The 15,128-nt window shown below is 71.3% G+C and carries 13 protein-coding genes; 3 read left to right on the top strand and 10 right to left on the bottom strand.

The window, feature by feature from the left end:
* Window positions 1-69 precede the first annotated feature (69 nt).
* The 3 genes from ACWD38_RS14250 to ACWD38_RS14240 form a co-directional block, all read right to left on the bottom strand.
* On the bottom strand, window positions 70-504 hold the full coding sequence (locus ACWD38_RS14250) for a hypothetical protein (RefSeq protein ID WP_450124201.1): 435 nt from the start codon (window positions 502-504) through the stop codon (window positions 70-72).
* 380 nt (window positions 505-884) lie between these two features.
* Window positions 885-1,715 carry an ABC transporter permease gene (locus ACWD38_RS14245; RefSeq protein WP_184480921.1) on the bottom strand — a complete coding sequence of 277 codons (831 nt, stop codon included), beginning with the start codon at window positions 1,713-1,715 and terminating at the stop codon, window positions 885-887.
* A 48-nt stretch (window positions 1,716-1,763) separates the two neighbouring features.
* Window positions 1,764-2,759 carry an ABC transporter ATP-binding protein gene (locus ACWD38_RS14240; RefSeq protein ID WP_450124200.1) on the bottom strand — a complete coding sequence of 332 codons (996 nt, stop codon included), beginning with the start codon at window positions 2,757-2,759 and terminating at the stop codon, window positions 1,764-1,766.
* Window positions 2,760-3,071: 312 nt separating this feature from the next.
* On the opposite strand from ACWD38_RS14240, the gene ACWD38_RS14235 reads away from it, so the two are divergent.
* Window positions 3,072-4,310, top strand: coding sequence for a nucleotide disphospho-sugar-binding domain-containing protein (locus tag ACWD38_RS14235; protein ID WP_450124199.1), 1,239 nt, complete (start codon window positions 3,072-3,074; stop codon window positions 4,308-4,310).
* Window positions 4,311-4,551: 241 nt separating this feature from the next.
* Here ACWD38_RS14235 and ACWD38_RS14230 read toward each other — a convergent pair whose 3' ends face one another.
* From ACWD38_RS14230 to ACWD38_RS14210, 5 genes are all read right to left on the bottom strand, one after another.
* Window positions 4,552-5,310 (bottom strand): NAD-dependent epimerase/dehydratase family protein, encoded by a 759-nt coding sequence (locus ACWD38_RS14230; RefSeq protein ID WP_450124198.1) that lies wholly within the window; start codon window positions 5,308-5,310, stop codon window positions 4,552-4,554.
* The gene (locus ACWD38_RS14225; protein ID WP_450124197.1) at window positions 5,310-6,290 is read right to left on the bottom strand and encodes a Gfo/Idh/MocA family protein; all 981 of its coding nucleotides are present in this window, start codon (window positions 6,288-6,290) and stop codon (window positions 5,310-5,312) included. Before ACWD38_RS14225 ends, ACWD38_RS14230 begins: the two co-directional genes overlap by 1 nt.
* The gene (locus ACWD38_RS14220) at window positions 6,287-7,720 is read right to left on the bottom strand and encodes an NDP-hexose 2,3-dehydratase family protein (RefSeq protein ID WP_450124196.1); all 1,434 of its coding nucleotides are present in this window, start codon (window positions 7,718-7,720) and stop codon (window positions 6,287-6,289) included. Before ACWD38_RS14220 ends, ACWD38_RS14225 begins: the two co-directional genes overlap by 4 nt.
* 121 nt (window positions 7,721-7,841) lie before the next feature.
* Window positions 7,842-8,171: a putative quinol monooxygenase gene (locus ACWD38_RS14215; protein WP_450124195.1), complete on the bottom strand. Its 330-nt coding sequence runs from the start codon at window positions 8,169-8,171 to the stop codon at window positions 7,842-7,844.
* Window positions 8,172-8,439: 268 nt separating this feature from the next.
* The gene (locus ACWD38_RS14210; protein ID WP_450124194.1) at window positions 8,440-9,138 is read right to left on the bottom strand and encodes a type 1 glutamine amidotransferase domain-containing protein; all 699 of its coding nucleotides are present in this window, start codon (window positions 9,136-9,138) and stop codon (window positions 8,440-8,442) included.
* A 305-nt stretch (window positions 9,139-9,443) separates the two neighbouring features.
* Here ACWD38_RS14210 and ACWD38_RS14205 point away from each other — a divergent pair, with 305 nt between their 5' ends.
* Window positions 9,444-10,694: a GAF domain-containing protein gene (locus ACWD38_RS14205; RefSeq protein ID WP_450124193.1), complete on the top strand. Its 1,251-nt coding sequence runs from the start codon at window positions 9,444-9,446 to the stop codon at window positions 10,692-10,694.
* 332 nt (window positions 10,695-11,026) lie between these two features.
* A complete protein-coding gene (locus tag ACWD38_RS14200) occupies window positions 11,027-11,890 on the top strand; it encodes an EamA family transporter (protein WP_246457016.1) in 864 nt (287 codons plus the stop codon).
* 101 nt (window positions 11,891-11,991) lie between these two features.
* Here the strand turns inward: ACWD38_RS14200 and ACWD38_RS14195 are convergent, their stop codons facing one another.
* Together ACWD38_RS14195 and ACWD38_RS14190 are read right to left on the bottom strand one after the other, a co-directional pair.
* Window positions 11,992-13,107: a fatty acid desaturase gene (locus ACWD38_RS14195; protein WP_450124192.1), complete on the bottom strand. Its 1,116-nt coding sequence runs from the start codon at window positions 13,105-13,107 to the stop codon at window positions 11,992-11,994.
* Window positions 13,108-13,304: 197 nt separating this feature from the next.
* A complete protein-coding gene (locus tag ACWD38_RS14190) occupies window positions 13,305-15,119 on the bottom strand; it encodes a flavin-containing monooxygenase (RefSeq protein WP_450124191.1) in 1,815 nt (604 codons plus the stop codon).
* Window positions 15,120-15,128 lie beyond the last annotated feature (9 nt).

Genomic DNA, 15,128 nt, shown 5'->3' with positions numbered 1-15,128 from the left:
ATCAGTCCATCGTGGACGATGAGTGCGACTCGGCGGCGGATTCCCGCTCCACCAGCGGAAAAGCGAGGTTCAGGACAGGTGGTCCCGCTGTTCGGGGAACCGGCCAGGGGTTTCCGCCTCGTACCACTCCCGGACGTCGGGCCGGGTCAGCAGCATGATCACGCACGCGGGCACCACGATGCCGATCAGCGCGAGGGCGCCCGTGGTGACCAGCGCCAGCAGCACGGCGACCAGTGCGATCGACTGCACCACCACGGCGAGCGTGCGCGCCGTGCTGCTCCTGATCCGCACCCCGCACCACAGCAGCGCGAGGGCCTGCGCCGGACTGAGGATCAGCACGAGGTAGTCGAGGAAGCCGACGTCCTGCCCGTGCTCCCAAGCCGAAACCGCGTCGACGACGAGGACTACGGACCCGAGCGCGATCAACGCGCCCTGGATCAGGAGGACGACCCTGGCGATCTTCACCGCCGTCGGGATCGCCGCGGGTGAGGCGGTCTCGGGCATCTGCTTCCCCTCGGCGTGGCCCTGAAAAGTCCCTGTGCGCCGAAACTACCGCGAACCCGGCGAAACCCCTGCCGTCTTTGGTCGTCGTACATCAGGGTGAAGTGCCCGGACGAGCGTGGCTCCCTCCGACGAAAGATGATGTCCGATGGTGGGCCGCGAGCGATCTCGCCCGGCCGAGGTGCGCGGGCGACGTCCTGCACCGCCGCGAGCATCCGGACGATCCGCACTGCAGGCGGAGACGGCGGAAGAACTGCCGGTGGAACACGGCGGAGTGTCCCGGCTCGATCCGCGACGTCCCGTCGCAGCGGCGAAACCGCCTCCACCGACGACGGAAGGCCTGCCGCGCGAGAACGCGGCAGGCCTTCGAGCGGGGGGCGAGGTTACAGCGGGCGGCGGAAGCCGCGGACCGCGACCACCGCGCTCACCAACGCCACCAGGGCGCTCACCAGCAACGACGGGCCGACGAGGTGGGTGCCGTCCAAGCCGAGCGCGACCGCGCGGGAGGCGTCCACGGCGTAGGTGAGCGGGTTGATGCGCGCGATGAACTCCAGCCAGTCGGGCAGTTCCGCGATCGGCACGAACGCGCTGGAGATGAACATCAGCGGCACCATCACCAGGATGCTGATGTTCTGCATCGGCTCGGTGCGCCGCAGGCACGCGCCCATCGCGAGGAACGCCCAGCTCAGCGCGCTGCCCACGCCGAGGGTGAGCAGCGAGGACAGCACCATCCCGGCGATGCCGCCCTGCGGCGAGTAACCCAGCACGGTCACCGCCAGCACCAGGATCAGCAGCACCTGCAACGCGCTGCGCACCAGGTCCGAGGTGCTGCGCGCCAGCAGCAGCGAACTCGGCATGATCGGCAGCGAGCGCAGCCGCGCGACGATGCCGTTGCGCAGGTCCTCCACCAGGCCGATGCCGGTCTGCGATGAGGTCTGCACGACGTGGTTCACCAGCACCGCCGGCATCAGGAAGTCCAGGTACTCGGTGCCCGCGGGCAGGTCCGCGGCGAGCGCGAAGTTGGTGAAGATCTGGGTGAACACGAACAGCGTCATCACCGGCTGGATCAACCCGACCAGCACGAGGCCGGGGTCGGTGATGAACGAGCGCAGCGATCGGGCGGTGAGCACGACGATCTGCGTCACCGCGGAACTCCCGTTCCAGCGCGGCGCCAGGTTCGTGCTGCCCGTGTTCAACGGCAACGTGGTGGTCATGCTCGCTCCACTGTGGTCGGTGAGTTCGAGGAGGCGCGCGGGACGGGCTCAGGAACCCTTCGAGTGGCGGGCGAGCGCGAGGTACACGTCGTCGAGCGTCGGTTCGCCGAAGGCGAGTTCGGCGGCTTCGATCCCCGCGTCGTCGAGCACGCGGATCACCGTGGCCGTGTCCCGCGACGCCTCGATCGGCGTGACGATCGCGGTGCCGTCCTTGCCGACCGACGGTTGCATCCCGGCCCGGCGCAGCGCCGCGCACCCGGCTTCCGGGTCGGTGCCGGGCTCCACCACCACCGTCACCGTGCGCTGCCCGACCTGGGCCTTGAGCTCCGCGGCCGAACCGGACGCCACGACGTTCCCGGCCGAGAGCACGGTGATCGTGTCGGCCAGCCGGTCGGCCTCGTCGAGGTACTGGGTGGTCAGCAGTACCGTGGTGCCCTCGTCGACGAGGCGTTCCACGATGCTCCACATGGCGATCCGGCTCGACGGGTCCAGCCCGGTCGTCGGCTCGTCCAAGAAGATCACTTCGGGGTTTCCGACGAGGCAGGCCGCCAGGTCCAGCCGCCGCCGCATACCGCCCGAGTAGGTGCGCGCCCGCCGGTGCGCGGACCCGGTGAGGTCGAACGCCTCCAGCAGCTCACCCGCTCGCTTGCGGGCCCGGCTCCCGTCGGCGCCGAGCAACCTGGCCAGCATGATCAGGTTGTCCCGGCCGGTCATCTCCTCGTCGACGGAGGCGAACTGCCCGGTGAGGCCGATGCGCTTGCGCACCTCCTTGGGCTGGGCCGAGACGTCGAACCCCGCCACCCGCGCCACGCCGGACGTGGCCGGCACCATGGCGGTCAGGATGTTCACCAGCGTCGTCTTGCCCGCACCGTTGTGCCCGAGCAAGCCGAGCACGGAACCCTTCGGCACGGCCAGAGTCACCGACTCCAGCGCGGGTACCGAACCGAAGGACTTGCCGACTCCGATCGCCTCGATCATCGGTGCGTCGGAGTCGTGGCCGCCGCGGGCGGGCCGGCCATCGGGGACCGTTGTCAGCGCGGTCATGGATGAATCCCCCACAACTGGGTCGTCGTGTGTCCTGGGGACCGTCCAGCTGTGGCCACGATTCCCCCGGAGCCGCGGGCCGAGCATGCGGCACGGATCAGCGGGGGCACCAACGCCTCGTAACAACAAAACACTCGTGCGAAGACTAGCTTCCGGGGCGAACTCGGCGGATCGCGCCGGACGAGGCGGATTTCCCCGACTGTAGCGCCGTGCGCCGGAGTTGCGAAACGACGCGCAACACTAGGGATCACCCCACTCGCCGCGGTCGTAGCGTGGTCTTCGACGTCGTCCGCCGAGCGAAGGAAGCGGCCCATGCGAGTGTTGTTCGCGGTGTCCTCGTGGCCCGGGCACTACTTCCCGATGGTGCCGCTCGGCTGGGCGCTGCGCGCCGCCGGGCACGACGTCCGCGTGCTGTGCGCGGAGTCCGATGTGGACGCGGTGACGCGGGCCGGGCTGACGCCGGTGCCGGTGCTGGAGGGCATCGACCTGCTGCTCGGTGCGCGCATGATCAACCTGATCGGCGCCTACCAGGGGAACTGGCCGTACCCGGAGCCGCCGCTGCACCCCGAGACGGGGGAGCCGCTGGACCTCGCGAACTTCGACTTCGGCGCGTGGCACGAACGACTGCGGCCCACGCTGCTGCAGCGCGCCACCCGCAGCACCGACGCCGCCGTGGCCTACGCCCGCGACTGGAAGCCGGAACTCGTGGTGCACGACATGATGAGCCTGGAAGGCCCGCTGGTCGCGAAGGTGACCGGCGTGCCCGACGTGCTCCAGCTGTGGGGACCGGTGGGCACCGGCGACGCCTACAGCCCCGTCGGCGGCGGCCCCGAGGCGCAGCCCGCGGTACCGGTCGACACCAGCGGCGCGTTCGCCCGCTACGGCGTCGGCGAGATGGGTTTCCACCACATCGACCACGTGCTGGACCCGTGCCCTGACCCGGTCCGCCCGAACAACGGCGAGCAGCGCATCCCGGCGCGCTACATCCCGTACAACGGTCCGGGCGGGGCGCCGCTGGACCTGCCGCCGCGCACCGACCGCCCTCGGGTGTGCGTGGTGTGGGGCCGCTCGGCGACGCGCACCTTCGGCCCGACGGTGAACAAGATGCCGCAGGTCGTGCAGGCCGCCACGGCGCTGGGGTGCGAGGTGCTGCTGCTGTCCTCGCCCGCCGACGCGCAGGACTGCGGGCCGCTGCCCGATTCGGTGCACGTGCGCAACGACGTGCCGCTGAGCCTGGTGCTGCCCGGTTGCGACGCGGTGGTGCACTACGGCGGCGGGGGAGTGACCATGACCTCGCTGGTGGCCGGGGTGCCGCAGCTGTCGCTGCCCTGCGGCTTCGACCAGACGGTGATGGCCCGCCGGGTCACCGAGGCCGGCGCGGGCCTGGACGTCGTGAACTGGGAGGCCGGCACCGACGGCATCACCGCCGCGCTGGACCGCCTCATCTCGGAGCCCGCGTTCGCCAAGGCCGCCACCGAACTCGCCACGGCCTCGGCCGAACTCCCCACCCCCGCCGACGTCGTCACGACCCTCCAGAACCTGCTGCCCTGACCCGTGTCGCGGTGTGGATGATTTCCGCGATCTCGCGAGGAATCGAACCACCGGAACGAGGCGAAACCCACGCCCGATATCCGAACCACCCCTTGCGCGCAGCCGGAACGGTTGTCCACAAGGGGTGTCCGACACGCCGGTCCCGTTCGAACTCTCGCGAAATCGCGGGGCCGGGTCGTGCGGGGGTATCGGCGAGCCGAAGGCGGTCTCGACGCCGAACGCGGGAGATCCCGGCGCGAGCTCAGGCGCGGGCGGTCGCGTAGGAGTCGAAGTAGCGGTCCAGCAGGTCGTCCAGGTAGGCGGGGCCGAAGTCGTGCCCGGCGAACTCCGGGACCAGGCGGTGCAGCTTCGCGAGGCTCACCCGCGTGAGCTGCGGCGGGCGCTGCACGAGCCGCCGTTCGGCCTCCACGCCGAGCCGCCGCTGCAAACCGTCCACGATGTCCGGCACGGCGATCGGCGCACCGGAGGCCACGTTCACCACCTCGCCGTGCACCTCCCGCGCGCACAGCGCGTCGAGCACCGGCGGGACGTGGCGCACGTCGAGCAGGTCCCGGTGGGCGTCCGGGTGCACCGTCACGGCACCGGCGAGCACGCCGCGCGCCAGCGTGGGCAGCAGCTGCTCCGGCTGCTGCCCGTCCCCGACCAGGTGCGTCAGCCGCAGCACCAGGTACCGGGCACCGGAGAGCTCGCAGACGCGCTCCAGCGCGAGCTTGTGCCTGCCGTAGGCGTTGATCGGGAACACCGGCCCGTCCTCCACGCCCGGCACCCCGTCCGAGCCGTAGAGCGCGGCCGACGAGGTCGACAGCAGCACCGCGCGCCGCCCGTCCCGGCGGCAGCGGCGCAGCACGTCGCCGACGAGGTCGGCTTCCCGGTCGAACGCGGCGATGTCGGCGGCGGCCGTCGTCGACACCCCGGCCGCGATCACCGTGACGTCGGGGTGCGCGTCGCCGAAGTGCGCGGCGAAGTGGCGGGCCAGGAACCCGTTGCCGACGATCTCCATCAGCCGCGCACCCGCACGGCCCGCTCGCGGACCTCGGTGATCAGCCGGGCGGTCTCGTCGGCGGCGTCGAGCCAGGCCGGTTCGTCCGGGCCGCGGTCCAGCACGGCACCGGCGAACGCGGCGAGCGACGTGCGGAACTGGTGGGAGGCGCCGAGCGTGAGCTCCTCGGCGTGGTCCTGCTCGTCGATGCGCAGCACCGGGCGGTGCTCGGCGGGCGGGGTGAACGCGCGGTCCAGGCTCAGCGCCGCCGCCGAACCCCACAGGCCGTAGCGCGACCGGTAGGTGTGCTGGAAGCCGAACTCCAGGTCCGCGAACACGCCCTCCGGCGACACCAGCAGCACGTGCCCGGCCAGGTCCACGCCGAACTCCTCGTCGCTGCGCAGCGTCGCGCCCGCCACCGCCAGGCCCGGCCCGAGCAGCAGCTGCGCCGCCCGCAGCGGGTACACGCCGACGTCGAGCAGCGAGCCGCCGCCGAGCGCCCGGTCGTAGCGGATGTCCGCGGCGGGCAGCGGCGGGATGCCGAACGTCGCGGTGAACGTCCGCAGCGCACCGATCCGGCCGCCGGCGACGAGTTCGGCGACCCGGACGTGCTGCGGGTGGTGCAGGAACGCGAAGTTCTCCCGCAGCACCAAGCCCTTCTCCCGCGCGAGCCCGGTCAGCTCGCGGGTGCGGGCGGCGTCGTCGGTGAGCGGCTTCTCGCACAGCACGTGCTTGCCGGCGCGCAGCGCCCGCGCCGTCCACTCGTGGTGCAGCGCCGTCGGCAGCGACAGGTAGATCGCGTCGATCTCCGGGTCGGCGATGAGTTCGTCGTAACCGGTGGGCGTGCCGCCGAACGCGACGGCGAACTCCGCGGCCTTCGCCGCGTCCCTGCTGGCCACGGCGGCCGTCGTCAGCTCCGGGATGTCGGCGACGGCGGGCAGCGTGCGGCGCCGCGCGATGGCCGAGCAGCCCAGCACGCCCAGCCGCACCGGCCCGCTCACCGCAGGCCCCGCAGGCAGGCGATGAGGCTGCGGGCCTGCACGTTGACGTAGTGGCTGTGCTTGAGCAGCTCGGTGAGCTGGTGCAGCGTCAGCCAGCGGTAGTCGGGCAGGTCGGCGTCGGGGAAGTCCGCGTCGACTTCGATGATCTGGTACCGGTTGCGGGCCTCGTGGAAGCGCCCGCCCTCTTCGGAGAGCTCGGTGTCGAACAGCACCTGCTCAGGATGGCGGTCGAGCACCAGGTCCAGGAACGGCGGCCGGTACTCCACGCCCAGTCCGGCGTAGTTCTCGGGCGTGCACTGCACGGTCGGTGCCAGTTCCACCACGTCGAGGTAGCCCGGTTCGACGCGCGCGTTCATCAGCGCGTGCAGCACGCCGTCGACGCGCTTGACGAGCACCGCGACCATCCCGGTGCCGTAGGGCCGCAGCAGCGGTTGCGTCCAGCCGCCCACTTCGCGGCTGTTGCTGCGCACGTCGACGGCGACGACGTTGAAGAAGGTGCCGAGCTCGTGGTGGATGTCGTGCGTGCCGCGCCGCCACCGCCGCACCGCGTTGAGCGGGATGAGGTCGGTGCGCACCACGTGCTCGGACTGCTGCGCGGTGATCCAGCTGCGGACTTCGGCGGTGGTGTGCAGGGTGCCGGAGAGCGGATCGCGGGACCGCTCCAGCGATTCGGACACGCCGGTGGGTTCCTCGGCGGCGCCTTCGAAACCGCCGGGCATGCAGGACAGCACGGTGCGGGAGTCCATGTTCACCAGGTTGTCCACGGCCAGCAGCCGGTGCAGCTGCCCGAGCGTGACCCAGCGGAAGTCCTCGTGCTCGGCGACGGGGCCGTGCACTTCGACGATCATGTTGCGGTTGCGCTTGCGGAAGAACCAGGAGCCCTGTTCGGACTGCAGGACGTCGCTGAGCACGTGCTGGGCGTCGGCGTCGCGGAAGTGCTCCAGGTACGGCACCGGGTTGCCCTCGTGCACCCGCGTGTAGTTGCTGCGGGTGGCCTGCACCGTCGGGGACAGCTGCACGCCGTTGACGTTGCCCGGTTCGGTCTTGGCCTGTATCAGGCAGTGCAGCACGCCGTCGATCTCGCGCATCAGGATGCCGAGGATGCCGATCTCGGGCTGGTTGATGATCGGCTGCGTCCAGGTGCGCACCGGGCCGTAGTCGCTGTGCACCCGCAGCCCTTGGATGCTGAAGAACTTGCCGCTGGCGTGGCCGAGGTCGCCGGTGGCGTCGTCGAACCGCCACTTGTCCAGCTCCGCGAACGGGATGCGCCGCACGTCGTGCAGTTGCGCCGCGTTGCGCTCCTCGATCCAGGCCAGCAGGTCCTCGGTGGGGTGCAGCGCGCCCTGCTCGGTGCGCGCCGAGCGCTCCAGGCGGTGCGGCAGCGTCGTGTCCGGCTTGCGCAGCAAGCCCGTTCCAGCGGGGCGCGCCATTGGGGTCTCCTCACGGCGGTGATGCCGGCGGTCCGCTGGCGCAGCCCGCCGGGTCGCAACCCCATTCCTATCGGGGAAAAAGTAGGCGAAACCCCAATCCCGCCGGACACGACCGCCGTCGTCACGCGCCCTTCGGCGTGACCTCGCCCATCTTGGACCAGCCGTCGCCGGGCGCTTCGACGTTGATGATGTCCGGTGTCGTGGTGACCAGTTCGGACATCAGTTCCGTTCCGGCCTTGAAGTGCTCGGACTGGACGTGCTCGACGCCGGCTTCCTGGGAGGCGAAGCCTTCGGTGAGCACGAAGACGTTCGGGTCCTCGACGCTGCGGGCCCAGTCGAAGAACAGGTTGCCCGGTTCCCGCCGGGTCGCCTGGGTGAAGTCGTCGACCAGCGAGAGCCACTGCTCGGCGCGGTCCGGGCGGACGGTGAACTTGACGACGATGAAGATCACGGTGCACTCCTGGGCGATCGTCGGCCCTCGCGGGCCTGCTGGCAACGACTGCATGATGACGGCCTCGCGGTCACCGGAGAACCGGCGTTGTCACATGCTGATAATTCTTCGGCCGCGGTTCACGGCGGCTGTCTTGGAGCGCCCGGCCGACGTCGAGAGGCCGACCCGCGGCGGATTCCCGGCGTTCCTCCCAGGCGGGACGCGATTCCACCTGTGGTGGAGCGGAATCGATCCCCGCCGGGGGAGGAACGCCGAGGTACCGCTGCCGCTACGCGGCGGCCAAGGACTTCACGATCTGATCCGCCAGCGGCGCGGAGGAGGCCGGGTTCTGGCCGGTGAACAGGTTGCGGTCGACGATCACGTGCGGCTCCCACGGCGCGCCCTCCTGGAAGTCCGCGCCGAGCGCGACGAGGCGGTCCTGCAACAGCCACTTCGCCTTCGCCGCCAAGCCGGCCTGCTGCTCCTCGGCGTTGGTGAACGCGGTGAGCCGGTAACCCGCGAACGGCGAGCTCCCGCCCTGCTCGGTGGCCAGCAGCGCGGCCGGTGCGTGGCAGACGACGCCCAGCGGCTTGCCGGAGTCGAGGGCTTCGGCCAGCAACCGGCCGGAGGTGGCGTCGACCGCCAGGTCCTCCATCGGGCCGTGCCCGCCGGGGTAGAACACGGCGGCGTAGTCGGCGAGGTCGACGTTCTCCAGCTCGATCGGGTGGTCGAGTTCGGTGAACGTGGCCAGCCCGTTGGCCACGGCGTCGGCCTGTTCCTGCCCGCCGTTGGCGTCCGCTGCCAGGCTGCCCTGGTCGACGGTGGGCCGGACCCCGCCGGGCGTGGCCACCTCGACCTCGTACCCCGCGCCGGTGAACGCGCGGTAGGGCGCGACGGCCTCCTCTGCCCAGAAGCCGGTGGGATGCGCGCTGCCGTCGGCCAGCGTCCAGTGGTCGGCGGCGGTCATCACGAACAGGATCTTCGCCATGCGGAGGCCCTCCTGAGGCGTCGGTCGTCATGTGCGCACCCGTGCGGGTGCGCCCGGCACACCCGGCACAACCGGGCTCGTCCGAGCATTATTCCGTCTAAAGTGGAGTGATCGGTTCTCGTTGGTGCGCAAGGAGAGCGGAACTCCCGTTTCTCGGTCCGCTGATCCGCTTCCCGGCCGCCCCGTCCCTGCGCATGGTCGGCGCTGCGGCCGATCGGCGGCTCGTCGGTCTTCCGTTCGACGGGCCGTCCGTGGTTATGGTGTGGGCCACACCGGCATGCCGCCGCGTGACGCGGGAGGTGGTTGTGGACGAGGACGTCCGCGAGATCAGGCCCGGGATCGATGCGCGCGGGCGGGCGCGGGTCTTGGCGCAGGTCCACGAAGCGCTGTTCTCCGGGGGTCGTGCACCCGTCCAGCCGCGCGGCCTGGTCGCCCGGTCGTGGCGGCGCGCGCGAGCGCAAGGAGTCGACCCCGACCTGCGGATTCCGCCGGACCCGGCGGGGGTCGCGGAAGTGGAGCGGCGCCGGGAGCGCTCCGGGATCCGTCCGGTGCTGGCGGAGCTGCGCGCCGCGCTGACCTCGATCGCCGAGGATTCCCGGCACGTGATGGTCGTGACCGACTCCGACGGGGTCGTGCTGTGGCGCGAAGGGGCCAGCCGGGTGCGCCGCCTCGCCGACGACATCGGGTTCGCCGAGGGCGCCCGGTGGTCCGAAGGGGTCGTCGGCGGCAACGCGATCGGCACCGCGCTCGCCGAGGGCGCGCCGGTGCAGATGTTCGCCGCCGAGCACTTCCTGCGCGCGCACCACGTGTGGACCTGCACGGCCGCGCCGCTGCACGATCCGCGAACGGGGGAGCTGCTGGGGATCGTGGACGTCAGCGGACCGGCGGAGACGATCCACCCGATGACGGTGGCACTGGTCGGCACGGCGGTGAAGCTCGCCGAGGCGGGCCTGTGGCGCGGGCACGAGCGGCGGCTCGACTCGCTGCGGCAGGTCGCGGGGCCGCTGCTGGCGGGCTCGACCGGGCCGGGGCTCGTCGTCGACGAGCACGGCTGGGTCGCGGCGGCCACCGGTTTCGCCGGTCCGGACCGGGTGGCCGCGCCACGCGAGGGGAGACCGCTCGCGGTGCACGGCGTCGGCGACTGCGTTCCGGAACCGGTGCCGGGCGGCTGGTTGCTGCGCCCGGCGCCCGGCCCGCGGATGCGGCTCGTGCTCGACCTGGGTGCCACGCCGCCGCGGGCGGTGGTCGAAGGGTCGAGCCGCTGGGTGCAGCCGTTGTCGGTGCGGCACGCGGAGTTGCTGCTCCTGCTCGCCGGTGCCGGTCCGGCGGGCATGTCGGCGGCGCAGCTCTCCGAGGCGGTCTTCGGCGACGGCACGCACCTGGTGACGGTGCGCGCCGAGGTGTCCCGGCTGCGCAGAACGCTCGGCGGCCTGGTGCTGGCCCGGCCGTACCGGATCGCGCCCGGAGTGGAGTTCCCGCTGCCCGACCTCACCGGCTGCCCGCTGGTGACCCGCTCCACGGCCCCCGGCATCCACCGCCTCGCCCACGAGCCCTGATCACCCGCCCGAGCCTCCCCGGAAGCATGGGGACGCATCCGCCCGCTGTGCACGACTCCCGCAATTTCGCGAGAAATCTCCGAACCCCACCCCGCAACACCCCGAAATAACCCGGCCCGAGCCGCGAAAACGCCCTCGTCGAGGCGCGCCGCCTCCCGCAATTTCTCGCGAAATCGCGGGTGTGCGGAGCGTGAACGCGGACGCGGATGCTCGCGGGATCGGTGGATTTTCGAGGCGCCGGGCGGGAGTGGGGAGTCGTCGCTGAGCGGTGGGGGATGTTCCAGGCGGGGCGTCGCGCGGGTTTGTTACTCGCTGTGATTTCATCCTCACTCATGGACGCGTCTCCGCCGCTCACGAAGCGACGACCGAACGTCAAGCTCTGCGCCGCGATGGCGGTCGCGGCGATGCTGTCGGTGCAGACCGGCGCCGCGGTCTCGACGTGGATGTTCGGCAGCCTCGGTCCCGTCGGCGCCGCGTTCTCCCGGCTGGCGCTGGCTGCGCTGATCCTGCTGCTGTTCGTGCGGCCCGATTTCCGCTCCATCTCGTGGGAGGCGCTGCTGTCCGCGGCCGGGCTGGGAGTCGTGAGCGCGGCCATGACGTTGTGCTACTTCCAGGCGATCGACCGCATCCCGCTGGGCACGGCGAGCACTTTGGAGTACCTCGGGCCGTTCGCGGTCGCCGTGTTCGGGCTGCGGCGTTCCTACGACGTGATCTGGCCGGTGCTGGCGCTGCTCGGCGTCGTGCTGCTCACCAGCCCGTGGTCGGGTTCGCTGGACCTGGCCGGGATCGGGTTCGGCCTGGCCGCGGGAGCGAGCCTGGCGGGGTACGTGCTGCTGAGCCAGCGCGTGGGCGACGGGTTCTCCGGGTTGCAGGGGCTCGCGGTGTCGCTGGCGGTCGCCGCCGTGGTGTCCGGGTTCTTCGGAGTCGGGGACGTCGTCGCCGGGTTCAGCGTTCCGGTGCTGCTGACCTCGGTGCTCGCCGCGTTGTTGCTGCCGCTGCTGCCCTACGCGCTGGAGATGCAGGCGCTGCGCGGGATGCGGGCCTCGTCGTTCGCGACGCTGATGAGCTTCGAGCCGGGGTTCGCCTGCATCATCGGTTTCCTGCTGCTGGGGCAGCACTTGGCGCTGCTGCAGATCGCCGGGATCGCGCTGGTGGTCATCGCCGGCATCGGGGCGGTGCGCCGCGGCGAGCGCTGAGCCGCGCCGGTGGGCTGCCGCGCCGCGAGATCCGCTCCGCGACCGGACCGCGCGGCGCCGACCGAGCCCGATCGACGTCGCGCGTCCGGTGGCACGAAGGGTCAGGTCCGCGAGCTCGGCTCCGCCGCGTCGATCGAGTCGAGGTCGGTGAACCTGCCGAGCCTGGTGGTCGCCTGACCCGCGTCGACCCGGTGGACCATGTCCCGGAACTGCCAGGAGATCCCCTTGCCCACCGGCGCGATCTCGGCGATCGCCCGCGCGAACACCGGGTCCCGCAGGCGGGCTCGGTGCGCCGCGGGCAGGTTCCAGTACGGGATCTTCGGCGACAGGTGGTGGTCGAGGTGGTAGCCCTCGTTGTGGATTCCCAGGAAGTGCCGGGAGATCCGGCCCAGCGCCCGGTGCCGCGTGGTGCGCACGTCGAGGTCGGCACTGCCCACGAGCGGGAAGTGCTCCAGCATTTCGATGTACCAGTTGACGACGGGGAACACCACGAGCAGCGGCACCAGCCAGTAGAGCGCGAACACCTCGGCCATGCCGAACACCGCGAACAGCCCGCAGATCCCCGCCACGTACGCGATGACGGCGGCGCCGCGCAGCACTTCCTCCTTCGTGCCGGACAACCGGGCCACGACCAGTTCCCGGAGCACCGCCGGGGTCTGCTTGCCGAACAACGGGGCGATCAGGAACTTCCAGGTGAACGCGGCGCCCCGCTGCGGCCGGTAGAGGCCGGCGGAAATGTGCGCGCGCAGGTCCGGGTCCCGCCGCGGATCGCCGAAGGAACCGTGGTGGTCGCGCACGTGGCTGCGGCGGTACGCCCGGTAGGACTGGAAGATCAGATAACCGGACGGGTAGGTGCCCAGGAAGGTGTTCAGGCGCTTGTGCTTCGCGAGGATTCCGTGCGCGGATTCGTGCAGCAGGGTCGCGAGGGCGCGTTGCCGGGTGCCGATGACGGGCAGCGCCACCAGCAGGTACACCGGCCAGAACGCCCAGCCGCTCCACGTCCGCAGCGCCTCGCAGGCCAGTGCCGCGAGCACCACGACCGCCCAGTCGGTGATCAGCGCGAGCGGACCGTGCCAGTTGTCGAGTTTGCGCAGCGCGGCCAGTTCCGAGTCGATTTCCCCGGAGAACCGATGTCGCGGAATCCGCCCGGTAGGTGCTTGTTCGACATTTCCCAGGATTGTCGGAATTCCATCGTGAATCCACCCAGTTTTGTTCACGTGGAAAAGATATAAACCATTTCGCACGGATTCGGCCATCCCACTTCCAGGTGCACTTCGCCCGGGAAAGTGACGGGAATCGGCGGCGCTGTGATCCGTTGCGGTTGATCCGCTGCTCCAGGAGAGCGGTCTTCTGCGAGCGGTGCCCGTCCCGCCGGCCCGGAGGGGATCGGCCGGACCGGTGGGACGGGACGCGGTCAGCTCGTGTGGTGCACCTCGGGGATGCCGTAGACGGGGGTGGGGACGCCTTCCGCTCGGGCCTTGAGCTGCAGGGCCAGGTAGAGCGAGTAGTGCCGGGACTGGTGCAGGTTGCCGCCGTGGAACCACAGGTTTTCCTGCCTGGTCGGTTTCCACATGTTGCGCTGCTCGCCCTCCCAGGGCCCCGGATCCTTCGTGGTGTCGGAGCCGAGGCCCCACACCTTGCCGACCTTGTCGGCGACGTCCTGGCCGATCAGGTCCGCGGCCCACCCGTTCATCGAGCCGTAGCCCGTCGCGTAGACCACGAGGTCCGCGGGCAGTTCGGTGCCGTCGGCCAGCACCACGGAGTCCTCGGTGAGCTCGGCGACCTGCCCGTGCGCGAGGCCCACCCGCCCGTCGGTGATGAGCTCGGCCGCCCCCACGTCGATGTAGTAGCCCGAGCCCCGCCGCAGGTACTTCATGAACAGGCCGGAGTCGTCGTCGCCGAAGTCGTGCAGGAAACCGGCTTCGGCGAGCCGCGCGTAGAAGTCCGCGTCGCGCTCCTTCATGGCTTCCACGGCGGGCTTCTGGAACCGCGGCATGATCCGGTACGGCATCGACGCGAACGTCATGTCGGCCTTCTGCGTGGTCATGCCCGCCGCGACCGCTTCCTCCGAGTACAGCGGCCCCAGCGACAGCTCCCGCAGCGAGTCCGACTTCGAGATGTGCGTGGAGGACCGCTGCACCATGGTCACCTCCGCGCCGACCTCCCACAGGGCCGCGCAGATGTCGAACGCGGAGTTGTTCGAGCCGATCACCACGGCCCGCCGGCCCCGGTACGCGTCGGGGCCGGGGTGCCGCGAGCTGTGGTGCTGTTCGCCGCGGAACCGGTCCTGGCCGGGGAATTCCGGCACGTTCGGCTTTCCGGACACGCCGGTGGCGAGCACGAGGTGCTTCGGCCGCACCGTGATCGGCGTGCCTCCCCGGTCGAGTTCGACCGTCCACTCCTGCGTCCGGTCGTCGAAGGTCGCGGAGGTGCACCGGGTCGAGCCCCAGTAGTTGATCTCCATGACCTTCGTGTACATCTCCAGCCAGTCCGCGATCTTGTCCTTCGGCGCGAACACCGGCCAGTTCCGGGGGAAGTCCAGGTACGGCAGGTGGTCGTACCAGACGGGATCGTGCAGGCACAGCGACTTGTACCGGCCGCGCCACTGATCACCCGGCCGCTCGTGCTGGTCCACGACGAGGTGCCCGACGCCGAGCTGGCGCAGCCGCGCGCCCAGCGCGATGCCGCCTTGGCCGCCGCCGACCACCAGCACGTACGGCTGCCGGGAGTCGCCCAGCTCGGCGAGTTCGGCGTCCCGCGCCTCCCGCCACGTCCGCCGGTCCGGGTCGACGCCGTGCTCGGCGCCCATGGGGCGGCGGTGCCCGCTCGGTTCCTCGAACCCGGTCAGCTCCTGCAGTGCGGTCAGCAGCGTCCACGCACCCTCGTCGGTGAGCCGCAGGTGCCCTTCGCCGCGCCCGGCGGCGGTCTCGAATCCGAACCACGCTTCGACGATCCCGTCGGACTCCGCCGGTTCCTCGGTCACCCGGAACTCGCGGGCGTCCGCTGCGTCCATCGTGGCGCGCAGCAGGTCGGCCACGCCGTCGCGGTTCTCGACCGTCTTGAGGTTCCAGGTGAACGCGACCAGGTCGCGCCAGAACGAGGTGGTCGCGAACAGGCCGGCCGCCCGGTTCGCGTCGCGTGCGGTCAGCGCCGCCTCGAAGTCCGCCAGCCACGCCTGCGCGCGGTCCCGGGCGGAGGTGGCGGTCGTCGTCTGGAGGGTCTGGGACATGGAGGTCCT

Source organism: Saccharopolyspora sp. NPDC002578, from assembly GCF_053592695.1.
The sequence above is the reverse complement of the archived record's forward strand: the minus strand, read 5'-3'. Positions and strand labels throughout refer to the sequence as shown.